Below are 13,341 nucleotides of genomic sequence, written 5' to 3' on the forward strand. Positions count from 1 at the left end.
TCGAGGCCGACCGGGTCACGATCCGGCATGCGGACCTCGACGAACGGCAGGCCCTTACCGAACTGCTCACCAAGGAAGAGAAAGAACGGACCACCACCTGGTCGGTACGACTGTGACAGGTTCCCCGGCAAGTGAGACTTGACGAGAAAGGGTCCGTGGGACTGGAACCGTCTCCGCGCCCCCGCATGTCCGCGCGCCAAGGGCGCGAAGGGCCGGCCGCGGCAGGACGCGTAGCAGCACGGCTTCCACGTGCTGCGACACGCCTACTCCTCGATCATGCCGGAGGCCGGGGAGTCCGTGGTGGGTGACGCCGGCGCGGTGGCTCGGGCACTCGTCGCCAGCCGTCACGCTTGGTTACTATGCTCACTTCATGCCAGAGGCCGGAAGCAAGGGCCCTGCCGCTACTGACGGATTGCTGGGAAGGCAGGGAGACGAGCATGCCGGTCGACACTCCCCGAGTTCTCCCCAGGACTGATCGGGGAGGTTTTCCCGGATTGCAACGCCTTCGAGCTGCCATGGAATGCAAGGTAGAAGAGTCGTGGGACCTTCAAGGATGCTGAGGGAGGTCACGGCAACCCGCTACATCGCCCCGCTGCGCGAGGGCGGCTCGCTGCCCGGTCTGGTCGAGGCCGACGACCGGATCACCTATGTGGTGAAGTTCGCCGGTGCGGGACAGGGTCGCAAGACGCTCGTCGCGGAGGCGATCTGCGGGCGGCTCGCCCGGCTGCTGGGCCTGCGCGTCCCCGGGCTCGTCACCGTACGGATCGATCCCGTGCTCGGACTCGGCGAGCCCGACCCGCAGGTCCAGGACCTCCTCAAGGCGAGCGGGGGGCTGAACCTCGGCGTGGACTACCTCTCCGGCGCGCTCGGGTTCGACTCGCTCGCCTACGCCGTCGACCCCCTGGAAGCCGGACGCATCGTATGGTTCGACGCATGGGTGGGCAATGTGGACCGTTCCTGGCGAAACCCCAACATGCTGGTCTGGCAAGGTGACCTCTGGCTGATCGACCACGGCGCCACCATGATCTGGCACCACAACTGGCCGACCGCGGGGACCGCCGCCACCCGGCCCTACGACGCCTCCGACCATGCGCTCGCGCCCTTCGCGCCCGACATCGCCTCCGCCGCCGCCGACCTGGCTCCCCGGATCACCCCCGACCTGCTCGCCGAGGCCACCGCCGACGTGCCGGACGCCTGGCTGGCCGACGAGGCCGGCTTCGCCGGCCCCGACGAGGTGCGCGAGGCCTATGCGTCCGCGCTTCTTGCACGCGCGGCGACCATCCACGAGCACATCACACCGGGCCGGCCGTCCGGTCGTCCCGCACCGTCGTCGGGCTGGCTGCCGGCCGGCCCCGCAGCCACGGGCGAGGGCGTATGAGCGACCGGCACGTCTTCGAGTACGCGCTGCTGCGGGTGGTGCCGAGGGTGGAGCGCGGTGAGCGGTTCAACGCCGGTGTCGTCGTCTACTGCCGCGCCCGCGGTTACGTCGCCGCGCGCACCCACCTCGACGAGGCCAAGCTCGCCGCGCTCGATCCGGGGGCCGACGCCACCGGAGTACGCGCCGCCCTGCACGCAGTGGAACGCGTCTGCCGGGGCGGCGACCAGGCGGGGGAGGCCGGGCGGGACGACGCCGGGCGCCGCTTCCGCTGGCTGATCGCACCCCGTTCCACCGTCGTCCAGCCGGGCCCGGTGCACACCGGGCTCACGGACGATCCCGAGGCGGAGGCGGACCGGTTGCTCGACCTCCTGGTGAGGTGAGCGAGGAGGCACGGGCAGGCAGGCCGTTGACACCGGGTGCCAGGGCTTCTAGCGTCACGACACGAAGGTACTAAGCGGTCGCTCACCGATGGTCCGCGGCTCACCGACGGACCACCGCACCGGACCGGCTGTCCCAGGACGAGGGGAACGAGGAGAAACATGTCCACCACTGAGCAGCGCGTCGCGATCGTCACCGGCGCCGCGCGCGGCATCGGCGCCGCCACGGCGGTACGACTGGCCGCGGAGGGCCGCGCCGTGGCCGTGATCGACCTCGACGAGGACGCCTGCAAGGACACCGTCGAGAAGATCACCGCCGCCGGCGGCAGGGCGCTCGCGGTGGGCTGCGACGTCAGCGACGAGGCGCAGGTGACGTCCGCGGTCGAGCGGATCGCCGCCGAGCTGGGCGCGCCGACGATCCTGGTGAACAACGCCGGGGTGCTGCGGGACAACCTGCTGTTCAAGATGAGCGCGTCGGACTGGGACACCGTCATGAACGTGCACCTGCGGGGCGCCTTCCTGATGTCGCGCGCGTCCCAGAAGCACATGGTCGACGCCGGCTTCGGCCGCATCGTGAACCTGTCCTCGTCCTCCGCGCTGGGCAACCGCGGCCAGGTCAACTACGCCGCGGCCAAGGCCGGTATGCAGGGCTTCACCAAGACCCTCGCCAAGGAGCTCGGCAAGTTCGGCATCACGGCCAACTCCGTGGCGCCCGGCTTCATCGCCACCGAGATGACCAAGGCCACCGCGGAGCGTGTCGGCATGGGCTTCGAGGACTTCCAGGCCGCGGCCGCCACGCAGATCCCCGTCCAGCGCGTCGGACAGCCCGAGGACATCGCCAACGCCGTCGCCTTCTTCACGGGCGACGCGGCCGGCTTCGTCTCCGGCCAGGTCCTGTACGTGGCCGGCGGCCCGCTCAACTGATCGCGAGGAACACCGCAGATGACGCAGCAGGACAGCGGCAGGGTCGCCCTGGTCACGGGCGCGAGCCGAGGCATCGGCTACGGCGTGGCCGAGGCCCTCGTCGCACGCGGCGACCGGGTGTGCATCACCGGACGGGGTGAGGACGCCCTCAAGGAGGCCGCCGAACGGCTCGGCGCGGACCGTGTCATAGCCGTGCCGGGCAAGGCCCATGACGAGGCGCACCAGGCGGTCGCCGTCGAGCGCACCATGGAAGCCTTCGGGCGGATCGACTTCCTGGTCAACAACGCCGGCACCAACCCGGTGTTCGGGCCGATGGCGGACCTCGACCTCAACGTCGCCCGCAAGGTGTACGAGACCAACGTCATCTCGGCACTCGGCTTCGCCCAGCGCACCTGGAAGGCGTGGCAGAAGGAGAACGGCGGCGCGATCGTCAACATCTCCTCCGTCGCCGGCGTGTCCGCCTCGCCCTTCATCGGGGCCTACGGCATGAGCAAGGCGGCGATGCTCAACCTGACCCTCCAACTGGCCCACGAGTTCGCGCCGAAGGTGCGGGTGAACGCCATCGCGCCGGCAGTGGTCAAGACCCGCTTTGCACAGGCGCTCTACGAGGGACGTGAAGCGGAGGCCGCGGCCGCGTACCCGCTCGGACGGCTCGGGGTGCCCGAGGACATCGGGGGCGCGGCGGCCTTCCTCACCTCCGACCAGTCGGACTGGATCACCGGGCAGACCCTGGTGGTGGACGGCGGCATCTTCCTCAACGCGGGTGTCGGCTGACCAACCGGAAGATGCCGGAACACGCGCTCTTCCCGGGTGCCAACGCCCCGTCGGATCACCGGCTGATGCGGCGGGGCGGGTCGCGGGGCACTGCGATATCGTCGCCCGATCCAAGGCGTTGCCTGATCGAGGAGAGCGCGTGTTCAACCGGATCAGATGTGTACGGCGGATCGCGGCGACAGCCTCGATATCCGTGCTTGCCGGGTGTGGTCTCATGCCGTCGCACAACGCGGGGGACGGGCACCGGATCGTCGTGGGCACCACCAGCGCACCCAGCACACTGGACCCCGCCGCTGCCTGGGACGGCTCCTGGGAGCTGTTCCGCAACATCTACCAGACGCTGCTCGCCTACCCGGTGGGGGCCACGGAGCCCAAGCCCGACGCCGCCGAGAACTGTACGTTCTCGGACGCCGCCAAGCGCACCTACCGGTGCACGCTCCGCGGGGACATGACGTTCTCCAACGGCGACACCCTCGACGCCCACGCCGTCAAGTACTCCGTGGACCGGATACGCAGGATCAACGTGCCGGGCGGTCCCGTGGGCCTGCTGGGCAGCCTCGACCGGGTGGAGACCCGGGGCGACTCCGTCGTGGTCTTCCACCTGAAGAAGGCCGACGCCACCTTCCCGTTCGTCCTCGCCACACCCGCCATGTCGATCGTCGACCCCGCGGACTACCCGGCCGACGCCGTCCGCAAGGACGGGGGCATCACCGCCTCGGGCCCCTACGAACTGAAGAAGTACGTGGCCGGCGACCGGGCCGAGCTGACCAGGAACGACAGCTACAAGGGGTTCGCGGACCTCAAGAACGACAGCGCCACGATCCGCTACTTCCAGGACTCGCACGCGATGGTGGACGCCCTGGAGAAGAAGCAGATCGACGTGACGGTCCGCGGACTGGCCGCGGACGACATCGTCGCGCTCCAGGGCGGCCGGTCGCACGACGGCCTCCAACTGATCGAGGAGGCCGGCGCCGAGACCAGCTACCTCGTCTTCAACCCCGAGGACGGCTGGGCGCGCAAGCTCCCGGTGCGCAGGGCGGTCGCCCAGCTCATCGACAGGGGCGCCATCGCGGACAAGATCTACAAAGGCACCGTCGACCCGCTCTACTCGATGATCCCGAAGGGCGTCGTCGGCCACACCGCCGGGTTCTTCGACGACTACGGCGACCCCAGCGTCTCCAGGGCCCGGGGGCTCCTGACCGATGCGGGCATCACCGAGCCGGTGCCGCTGACCATGTGGTTCGCCTCCGATCGGTACGGCTCCGCGACGGCGCCGATGTTCGCCGAGATCAAGCGGCAACTGGAGGCCTCCGGCCTGTTCCGCATCACCCTGAGGAGCAGGCCCTGGACGACGTTCGAGGCCGGGTACCAGAAGGGCGAGTACCCCGTGTTCGGGCGCGGTTGGTCCCCCGACTTCCCGGACCCGGACGACTTCGTCACCCCCTTCGTCGGGGAGCAGAACGCCCTCGGTACGCCCTACAGGATTCCGAAGATCACCGACGAGCTGCTGCCCCGGTCCCGCGAGGAGAGCGACCGCGGAGAGGTCGTCAAGCAGTTCCAGCAGACCCAGGACATCCTGGTCGCTGACGCACGCCTGATCCCGCTGTGGCAGAGCAAGCTGTTCGTGGCGGCGAACGACGACGTCTCCGGCGCGGAGAGTGCCTTCGACTCGTCGTCGATCATGATGGTGTGGGAACTGGGCCGGAAGACCAGTTGGTAGGACGGCGCCCGACGGCGGATGTCAGTGGTCGCCGGTAGGTTCTGTGTCCTGTCGGCGACCACATGATCGGCGTGGCCGCCACGTGCGCGTACCCCGGAGGAAGTTGACGTGACCGACACCGCCATGCTGCCCGAGTCCTGGCGCGGCGTCCTCGGCGAGGAGCTGCAGAAGCCGTATTTCAAGCAGCTCACCGAGTTCGTGGAGGAGGAACGGGCGAAGGGTCCCGTCTACCCGCCGCGCGAAGAGGTGTTCGCCGCGCTCGACGCCACCCCCTTCGACCAGGTGAAGGTCCTGATCCTCGGCCAGGACCCGTACCACGGCGAGGGCCAGGGCCACGGCCTGTGCTTCTCTGTGCGGCCCGGCGTGAAGACGCCGCCCTCGCTGCGCAACATCTACAAGGAGTTGCAGGACGAGCTTGGCCTCCCCGTCCCGGACAACGGCTACCTGATGCCCTGGGCCCGCCAGGGAGTCCTCCTGCTCAACGCGGTGCTCACGGTCCGGGCCTCAGAGGCCAACTCGCACAAGGGCAAGGGCTGGGAGAAGTTCACGGACGCGGTGATCCGTGCGGTCGCCGAGCGGCCCGACCCGGCGGTCTTCGTGCTCTGGGGCAACTACGCGCAGAAGAAGCTGCCGCTCATCGACGAGAAGCGGCACGCGGTCGTCAAGGGCGCACACCCCTCGCCCCTGTCCGCCCGCAGGTTCTTCGGCTCGCGCCCGTTCACGCAGATCGACAAGGCGGTGGCGGAGCAGGGGCACGCGCCGATCTCGTGGCGGATCCCCGACCTGGGGGAGTCCCGCTGAGGGTTTCCCTCTGACGGCCTTCGCCGAGGGCCTTCGCCGAGGAGCAGCCCCGGGGCGGGCGGCCCGGGCGGGCGTCATAGGGGTGGGTGGCGCCGCAGGTCGGCGCATCGGCCTGCGGTCGGGGGCGGAGTCGGCGCTGGCCGGGCCGCCGGCGGGTGAAGCGCCCCCGCTCCTTCGTGGCGCTCAGCCCCGTCCGCCGCCCGGCCGCCGCGCGTACGGCCCCGGCCGTCACCGTGCTGGCCCAGTCCCGGATGCGGGACCCGGGGGCTGGACGCCATTGTCGGTGGCGGTGGATGGCGTCGGTACCGGTGGTGGCGCGCGGGCACCGGCACGGCCGGCGGGTGCCGGGGCTGTCCGCATGACGTTCCCGGGGCCCGTGCCAGGACGGCGCCTCATGGTGGAAGAGGCGTGGGCCGGGGCCCGACGGGTCCTCGGCGGAGCGGGCCGTGGCGCGAGCGTGGAGGAAGCGGTGGCTGAGCACGAGGAGCAGGCGGAGCACGAGGAGTGTGCGGAGCGCCAAGGGGGCCGGGAGCGCACGGCCGACGACGCCATGACGACCAGGATCGGCCAAGTGATCATGCTGCACCACGGGGGAGACCGCGAGGAGGCGCGTGGCCGCTTCCTCGCCCTGTGGTCGGAACTCGGCGAGGGCGGCCACCCGTTCCACCGCTGCACCCTCGCCCACTACATGGCGGACACCCAGGACGACCCCGCGGACGAGCTGGCCTGGGACCTGCGCGCCCTGTCCGCCGCGGAGGAACTGGCCGGGCTGCCGGCCGCCGCCGTCCACGGCGGGCCGCCCGCCGCCCGCGCCTTCCTGCCGTCCCTGCACCTCAACCTGGCCGCCGACTACGACCGGCTCGGCCGCACCGAAGCGGCGCGCAGCCATGTGCGCAGCGCTCGCGGCGCCGTCGCCGCCCTGGCCGACGACCGCTACGGCAACGGAGTGCGGGCCGCCATCGGCCGCCTGGAGCGCAAGCTCGCCGGCGAAGTGACATAGCGACGCGCCGGTACGGTGGGCCCGGCGCACGGCTTCGGGCGGCCGCCCGGCTTGCGGGGGTCGCAGGCGTCCCTTCCGGCCGTACACGCGCGCGTCCCGCCGTCGCGCCGGGCTCGCGGCCGGCTGCCGCCCACCGCCCCTCCCACACACCGCCGGGCGTCGGCCACCGCCGGCCCGCCGGGCCCCGCGCCGTCAACAGGCCGTCGCCCGGCCGCCGGCGTTGCCGCCGGGGCCGCAGCCGCCGGGCCGTACCGGGACCATCCAGAGCGGTCCGGCGGGGGCGGCCGGGATCTGCGCCGGGACCCATGGGACGGGCAGATGCGGCAGCGGCGTGCGAGGCACCGGGGCGGGTGGGCCGGGCGACTCGTGCGGCAGGGGCCCCGGGGCTGCGCCGGGCGGCCCGCCCGCCCGCTCGTGCGCACCCGGCGCGGTGGCGGCGGGCCCGGCCCGGCGCCGTCCGGGTGCGGGTGGCCGGGAGCGCCGTATACGGTCCAGCACCTCGGGGACCGGCGCCCGCACCGTCCGCGGCACGGGTCCGCCGTCCGGGCCCGACGGGCGGTCGGGCGGGCTCGCGGGCGGGGCGGTCGAACGCGCGGCGTCCGAAGACGGCTGTACGGCCACACAGGCCGTGACGGCCGAGGCCGCGGCGGCGATCAGCAACGCGGCCGATGTCATGGTTCTGTGCACGTGGGCAACTCTGCTGTGCCCGCGCCCTCTCGCCCGCACACGAAACCCGGCATGGCCCGCACGAGTGACGACCCGTACAGGTGACGGACGCCTTGGACCACCGTCGCCGCCGGGCCCTCGGCGGTCGGTGCCGAGCATGCAGGCGAGCACGGTTCCCGGCCCCGTAGCGCACCCGTGGCGCCCGCTGCCCAGCCGGTGGTCGGAACGGCGGGCCGGGATCGAGAACCCTGCTGAGCGTCGAAGCCCACGAGGGCGCTGGTCGGCTTGCGGCCCCCTCACCTGCATGGTGCGGGCGTGGGCGCCGATGCCGCCGGAGACGAGCAGGGTGTCGCCCGTGATGCGGCCGACCGCGTCGGACGCGAGGGAGGCGACGGCTCCGGCGCTGTCCGCGGGGGCTCCGACGCGGCGAGGGGGAGCGCCTTCGGCCCAGGAGGCGATCGCGTCGGTGAAGATGCCCGTCTTGCTGTACGGAGGGGTGCCGACCGGGCCGGGGCTCACCACGTCGACCCGGATGCCCGTGGGGCGAGTGCGCCGGCCAGGGAGCGCACGAGGGGCAACTCCCCAGGCGCCGGTCATCACGGACGGCATGCCGCACACCGTGCTGCCCGGCGTACGCACCCGTGCTGCGCGGCTTCGACGAGGTGGCCGACCGGCGGCCGCCCCCGGGCACGTATGCTTCCTCGACATCGGAGCACACCCCTTGACCCCACGCTCCGTAGCGCATCGCGTATGACGACCGTTGACGAGAGCTGAGGAGACACCGGTGAAGGTCGGCTGCATCGGGCTCGGCGACATCGCCCAGAAGGCGTATCTGCCGGTGCTCACCGCCCTGCCGGGCGTCGAACTCCACCTGCACACGCGCACGCCCGCGACACTGGCCCGCGTCGCCGCCGCCCTGCACATCCCCGACGAGCGCTGCCACACCGACCTGGACGGGCTGCTCGCCCAGGGCCTCGACGCGGCGTTCGTGCACGCGCCCACCAAGGTGCACCCGGAGATCACCGCCCGCCTCCTGGAGGCGGGCGTGCCGACCTGCGTCGACAAGCCGCTCGCCTACGAGCTGGCGGACTCCGAGCGGCTCGTGAGCCTCGCCGAACAGCGCCGGACCAGCCTCGCGGTGGCGTTCAACCGCCGCTACGCACCCGGTTACGCACAGTGCGCCGAGCATCCGCGCGAACTGATCCTGCTGCAGAAGAACCGGGTCGGCCTGCCCGAGGACCCCCGCACCTTCGTCCTGGACGACTTCATCCACGTCGTGGACACGCTGCGCTTCCTGGCCCCCGGGGAGATCGACCACGTGAGCGTGCGCGCCCGTACCGCGCGCGGGCTGCTGGACCACGTCGTGCTGCAACTCGGCGGCGCAGGCTTCACCGCGCTCGGTGTGATGAACCACCGCAGCGGCTCCACCGAGGAGATCCTGGAGGTCTCCGGACAGGACACCAAGCGGCAGGTGCTCAACCTCGCCGACGTCGTGGACCACAAGGGCCAGCCGAGCGTGCGGCGGCGGGGCGACTGGGTGCCGGTGGCGCGGCAGCGGGGCATCGAGCAGGTCGTCCTCGCGTTCCTGGACGCCGTGCGGGCGGGCACCGTGCTCAGCGCCCGTGACGCGCTGGCGACGCATGAGCTGTGCGAGCGGGTGGTAGCCGCGGTGCTTGAGCAGGCCGCCTGAGCGAGCGGAGGCACTCGGCCCCGCCCAGCACGGCCAGCACCAGCAGCGCGCCGTGCACCGGCCAGTCCCCGAAGCGGACGTACCAGGTGGTGCCGGTGGCCACCGGCACCTCGTACACCACCGCTCCCCGCGTGTCCGTGCCGAGCGGCGCACCGATGCGCTCGCCCCCCGGCCCGTACGCCGCGGACACCCCGGTCAGCGTCGCGTGCACCATCGCACGGCCGGTCTCCGCGGCCCGCAGCGCCGCGAGTGACGCGTGCTGCGCAGGTGCCCAACTGTGCTGGAACGAGGACGTGGAGGACTGCACCAGCAGCACACCGGCACCGTCCGCCGCCAGATGGCGGCTCATGTCGGGGAACGCGGACTCGAAGCATATGAGGGGCCCGATCCGCAGAGTGCGACCGCCCTCGGCGGCGCGTCCGACGTCCATGAGCACCTGTTCCCGCCCTCGGACCCGGTCCTCACCTGCCGCCTTGCCGACGGAGGTGGCCCAGCCCAGGACCGAGCGCGCGGGAACGTACTCGCCGAACGGCACCAGGCGCATCTTGTCGTACCGGTCGCCCGTGGGTCCGTGCGGGCCGACCAGGACGGAGCTCTTGTAGATGCCCGGAGTGCCGGCGTGCGCAACCCGGCCGCCGGCGTGCGCAACCGAACCGTGCATCTTCGGGCCGCCGGCGTGCGCCGAGGTGGCCGTGCGGCGCGCGTCCACATTCACCAGGACGTCCGCGCCCACCCGCCGGGAGAGGGCGGCGAGACGCGCGGCGAGGTCCGGACGGTCCGCGAGGTCGAAGCCGACGCTGCTCTCGCCCCAGACCACCAGGTCGGGGTGCCGGTCGGCCAGGCTTCTGGTCAGCCGCTCCTCGCGGGCGAACCGCCGCTCGCCGCTGCCGGGTCCCGCGACGACGCCGGGCTGGACGACGGCGATCCTGGCCACTCCCGCGGGCTCGGGACGGGGGGCCCACGCCCACGCGGTTCCAATGAGGGCGGCGACCGCGAGCAGACCGACCACGACGGGGGCCCGCGCGCCGGGCACGCGGAGCACCAGCACCACAGCGGTGTTGACGGCCACCACCAGCAGGCTGACCAGCCACACTCCGCCCAGTGAGGCGAGTCGCAGCGCCGGAGCGACCTGCCACTGGCTGGACCCCAGCAAGCCCCACGGGCCGCCCAGGCCCTGCCATGACCTGACGAGTTCGACCACCAGCCAGCCGGAGGGCACCACCACCAGCGCCGCAGCGGCACGGCCCGTCGAGGGGCGGCCACCGACCATCCGGCGGGCCAGCACGCCCCAGGGCGCCCACAGCGCTCCGAGCAGGGCGGCTATCACGACCGTGAACACGTGCAGGCTCGGCAGCAGCCAGTGGTGCACCGCCAGCATGAACCCGGTGCCGCCCAGCCACCCGTCGTACGCGGCACGGCGCCGCGTCCCCGCCGAACGCACCAGCAGCAGCCACGGGACCAGCGCCCCGTACGCGAACCACCACAGGGCAGGAGCGGGAAAGGCCAGTGCGGGCAGCGCCCCGGCCCCGACCGCCGCGGCACCGCGCCACCAGGGCGAGCGCAGCAGCCCGGTGTCTTTGCCGGGGCGCCGCGGACCCGCGGCCCCGGCCGCCCGCCCCGGGGTCCGGTGCCCGCCCGCCGGGCCGTACCACCGCCCGGCCCGCCGCGGCACACGCCCCGCCCCGCCTTCACGCACCGGTGCACGGGTGCGTGCCAACACAGCCGCCCGCCCCGGCACACGGGTGCGTCCCGCCGCACGCACACGTGCGACCGCACGCCGTGCGGCCCGCGGCAGCGCCGTGCGGCCCACCGTCCTCCGGGCGCCCCTCGGTACGTCCATGCCGCCCCTCCCGATCGCGGACCCCCGGTTCCGGCCCACCAGTGTGGGGGCTCGTGCGGATCATGCACAGGGGGCCTCCCTGCGCGGGGGGCCGCGGCCGCCGCGGGCGGTGGCCGAGAACGCCGCGCCGCGCCGCGGGCACGGCCGCACCCACCCGTAGGCTGCTGACGATGATGGAGACCTTCGTTTTCGACGTGGGGGAGACCCTCGCCAAGGACGACCGCTACTGGTCGGGATGGGCGGACTGGCTCGGTGTGCCGCGCCACACCGTCTCGGCGCTGGTGGGCGCGGTCGTCTCACAGGGCCGCGACAACACCGACGCGCTGCGGCTGCTCAGCCCGGGCATCGACGTCGACTCCGCCTACCACGCACGCGAGGCCGCGGGCCGTGGTGAGTACCTCGACGAGAGCGATCTGTACCCCGATGTACGGCCCGCGCTCGGCCGGCTGCGCGGGCTCGGCAGACGTGTGATCGTGGCCGGCAACCAGACCGCACGCGCCGGGGAGCTGCTGCGCGACCTGGACCTGCCCGCCGACATCGTGGTCACCTCGGGGGACTGGGGGGTGGCCAAGCCGGACCCCGTGTTCTTCGAGCGCGTCCTCGAACTCGCCAAGGCTCCGCCCGAGCGGACCGTGTACGTGGGCGACCACCCTGCGAACGACGTCTTCCCGGCGAAGGCCGCCGGGATGCGCGTCGCCCACATCCGGCGCGGTCCCTGGGGACATCTGTGGGCGGACGACCCGGAGGTGGCGGCCGCGGCCGACTGGCGCATCGGATCGCTCGGCGAACTCCCCGACGCCGCCGCGCAGTGACTCCGCACGGTCTGAGCGCGGCCCGTCCGTGCCTCCTCGCCGCCCCCACCGCCGCTCGACCGACCCCACCGCCCCTCGACCGACCCCGCCACCGGATGGTGCCTCGACCCCCCCCGTCGGGCCCCGCGGCGCGCGGGCCGGCCGTGCGGTCCGGCCGCCGGCCGCACGGCCCGGTTGCTCCGGCGGGAAGGCGGGTTACTCCCGCGGAAACGGGGGACCCCGAAAAGCGACACACCGGTGCGCCGCTCGCGGCGGGCGCCGGGTATCCGCATGCCGAGGGAGAGCGCCATGCCATCGTTCCTCATGGTCCTGACCGGAGCCGCCCGATGGAGCCTGAAGGACGGCACGCAGCATCCCACCGGCTTCTGGGCGGAGGAGTTCGTGGAGCCGCACCGCACCCTCATCGACTCCGGGATCGCCATCACCCTGGCGACGCCCGGCGGCCGCAGGCCGGTGCCTGACGGGATCAGCCTGACGCCGGAGATGAACGGCGGCGACGCGGCCCGGGCCGCCGAGATGCGTGCGTACCTGGAAGAGGTGAGCGACGTCCTGGACGCACCACACCGCCTGGAGGGCGAGGATCCCGCCGCCTACGACGGAATCGTCATCCCCGGCGGCCACGGCCCGATGCAGGACCTGGCCGTGAACGAGGAGGTCGGCCGGCTGCTCGCGGCCATGCTGCCCGACGCCACGAAGGTGGTCGGCTCGCTGTGCCACGGTCCCGCCGCCTTCATGTCGGCGGGCGACGAGAAGAGCTGGCTGTTCGAGGGCCGGACGATGACCGCGTTCACGGACGAGGAGGAACGGCAGGTGGGGCTGGCCGCCAACGCGCCCTGGCTGCTGGAGTCCCGACTGCGCGGCGCGGGCGCCCACTTCGAGGCCGGACCCCCCTGGTCCTCGCACGTCGTGGTGGACGGCAACCTGGTCACCGGCCAGAATCCGGGCTCCGCCAAGGAGGTCGCCCAGGCATTCCTGGAGACACTGGGCGCACGCGTCTGAGGTGCCGGGGCCGCGCGGGCACTCACGGGCCGCCCCGGAGCGCAACTCCCTCGTGCACCGTACGGCTGTGCGGGGCGGGGCCGTGCATCACACCGATGTGCGTCGCACGACTGCGCGCCGCACGCCCTGCGCGCCCGCGGCGCGGAACCCGGAGGCGGACCGGGTGTACGTCGGGGGCGCCGACGGACCCGGGCGGCTGCCCTGGGACGTACGGCACGACATGCTCAGGTGACTCACCCTCATATGACTCGTCGATCGACATGTGACTCGTCGATCGACCGGTCCGGCGGTGCCGCACCGTCCGCACACGGGTGTCGGGCGCCCCGGCGGAGGTGGCGCCGCCGGGGCCCATCGGTGTGG

The 13,341-nt window shown here is 73.0% G+C and carries 13 protein-coding genes; 11 read left to right on the plus strand and 2 right to left on the minus strand.

The genetic code is table 11. The features are described 5' to 3' along the window. Positions 1–553 precede the first annotated feature (553 nt). The 7 genes from IE313_RS24845 (at position 554) to IE313_RS24875 (ending at position 6,974) form a co-directional block, all read left to right on the plus strand. Positions 554–1,378 carry a HipA family kinase gene (locus tag IE313_RS24845; RefSeq protein WP_189936154.1) on the plus strand — a complete coding sequence of 275 codons (825 nt, stop codon included), beginning with the start codon at positions 554–556 and terminating at the stop codon, positions 1,376–1,378. Further along, a complete protein-coding gene (locus IE313_RS24850) occupies positions 1,375–1,758 on the plus strand; it encodes a DUF3037 domain-containing protein (protein WP_189935914.1) in 384 nt (127 codons plus the stop codon). Before IE313_RS24845 ends, IE313_RS24850 begins: the two co-directional genes overlap by 4 nt. A 159-nt stretch (positions 1,759–1,917) precedes the next feature. After that, positions 1,918–2,679: a 3-oxoacyl-ACP reductase FabG gene (gene fabG / locus IE313_RS24855; RefSeq protein ID WP_189935915.1), complete on the plus strand. Its 762-nt coding sequence runs from the start codon at positions 1,918–1,920 to the stop codon at positions 2,677–2,679. Between the two features lie 18 nt (positions 2,680–2,697). Beyond that, the gene (locus tag IE313_RS24860) at positions 2,698–3,453 is read left to right on the plus strand and encodes an SDR family oxidoreductase (protein ID WP_189935917.1); all 756 of its coding nucleotides are present in this window, start codon (positions 2,698–2,700) and stop codon (positions 3,451–3,453) included. 139 nt (positions 3,454–3,592) lie between these two features. After that, the gene (locus tag IE313_RS24865) at positions 3,593–5,173 is read left to right on the plus strand and encodes an ABC transporter substrate-binding protein (protein ID WP_229924927.1); all 1,581 of its coding nucleotides are present in this window, start codon (positions 3,593–3,595) and stop codon (positions 5,171–5,173) included. A gap of 108 nt (positions 5,174–5,281) precedes the next feature. Beyond that, positions 5,282–5,974, plus strand: coding sequence for a uracil-DNA glycosylase (ung, locus tag IE313_RS24870; RefSeq protein WP_189935920.1), 693 nt, complete (start codon positions 5,282–5,284; stop codon positions 5,972–5,974). Positions 5,975–6,524: 550 nt separating this feature from the next. After that, positions 6,525–6,974 (plus strand): hypothetical protein, encoded by a 450-nt coding sequence (locus IE313_RS24875; RefSeq protein WP_189936156.1) that lies wholly within the window; start codon positions 6,525–6,527, stop codon positions 6,972–6,974. A gap of 192 nt (positions 6,975–7,166) precedes the next feature. Here IE313_RS24875 and IE313_RS36460 read toward each other — a convergent pair whose 3' ends face one another. Then, a complete protein-coding gene (locus tag IE313_RS36460; RefSeq protein WP_373317057.1) occupies positions 7,167–8,456 on the minus strand; it encodes an SDR family oxidoreductase in 1,290 nt (429 codons plus the stop codon). Between IE313_RS36460 and IE313_RS24885 the strand changes: the two genes are divergently transcribed. Next, positions 8,425–9,330 carry a Gfo/Idh/MocA family protein gene (locus IE313_RS24885; RefSeq protein WP_189936160.1) on the plus strand — a complete coding sequence of 302 codons (906 nt, stop codon included), beginning with the start codon at positions 8,425–8,427 and terminating at the stop codon, positions 9,328–9,330. The two genes, IE313_RS36460 and IE313_RS24885, sit on opposite strands and share 32 nt — an antisense overlap. Here the strand turns inward: IE313_RS24885 and lnt are convergent. Continuing rightward, positions 9,254–10,897, minus strand: a complete 1,644-nt coding sequence (gene lnt, locus IE313_RS24890) for an apolipoprotein N-acyltransferase (protein WP_229924942.1) — start codon at positions 10,895–10,897, stop codon at positions 9,254–9,256. The two genes, IE313_RS24885 and lnt, sit on opposite strands and share 77 nt — an antisense overlap. 443 nt (positions 10,898–11,340) lie before the next feature. On the opposite strand from lnt, the gene IE313_RS24895 reads away from it, so the two are divergent. From IE313_RS24895 to IE313_RS36035, 3 genes are all read left to right on the plus strand, one after another. After that, complete coding sequence (locus IE313_RS24895; RefSeq protein WP_189935923.1) at positions 11,341–11,982, plus strand: HAD family hydrolase; 642 nt, start codon at positions 11,341–11,343, stop codon at positions 11,980–11,982. 288 nt (positions 11,983–12,270) lie between these two features. Continuing rightward, positions 12,271–12,981: a type 1 glutamine amidotransferase domain-containing protein gene (locus IE313_RS24900; protein ID WP_189935925.1), complete on the plus strand. Its 711-nt coding sequence runs from the start codon at positions 12,271–12,273 to the stop codon at positions 12,979–12,981. Between the two features lie 97 nt (positions 12,982–13,078). Continuing rightward, positions 13,079–13,213 (plus strand): hypothetical protein, encoded by a 135-nt coding sequence (locus tag IE313_RS36035; protein WP_268256738.1) that lies wholly within the window; start codon positions 13,079–13,081, stop codon positions 13,211–13,213. Positions 13,214–13,341: the final 128 nt, after the last annotated feature.

The sequence above is a fragment of the Streptomyces sulfonofaciens genome (genome assembly GCF_014656295.1).
Lineage (GTDB): Bacteria > Actinomycetota > Actinomycetes > Streptomycetales > Streptomycetaceae > Streptomyces > Streptomyces sulfonofaciens.

Excerpts from the sequence above, each read along its gene's own strand:
- IE313_RS24845 (WP_189936154.1), top strand. The coding sequence starts at position 554 with ATGCTGAGGGAGGTCACGGCAACCCGCTACATCGCCCCGCTGCGCGAG.
- IE313_RS24850 (WP_189935914.1), top strand. The coding sequence starts at position 1,375 with ATGAGCGACCGGCACGTCTTCGAGTACGCGCTGCTGCGGGTGGTGCCG.
- fabG (WP_189935915.1), top strand. The coding sequence starts at position 1,918 with ATGTCCACCACTGAGCAGCGCGTCGCGATCGTCACCGGCGCCGCGCGC.
- IE313_RS24860 (WP_189935917.1), top strand. The coding sequence starts at position 2,698 with ATGACGCAGCAGGACAGCGGCAGGGTCGCCCTGGTCACGGGCGCGAGC.
- IE313_RS24875 (WP_189936156.1), top strand. The coding sequence starts at position 6,525 with ATGACGACCAGGATCGGCCAAGTGATCATGCTGCACCACGGGGGAGAC.
- IE313_RS36460 (WP_373317057.1), bottom strand. The coding sequence starts at position 8,456 with ATGTCGCCGAGCCCGATGCAGCCGACCTTCACCGGTGTCTCCTCAGCT.
- IE313_RS24895 (WP_189935923.1), top strand. The coding sequence starts at position 11,341 with ATGATGGAGACCTTCGTTTTCGACGTGGGGGAGACCCTCGCCAAGGAC.
- IE313_RS24900 (WP_189935925.1), top strand. The coding sequence starts at position 12,271 with ATGCCATCGTTCCTCATGGTCCTGACCGGAGCCGCCCGATGGAGCCTG.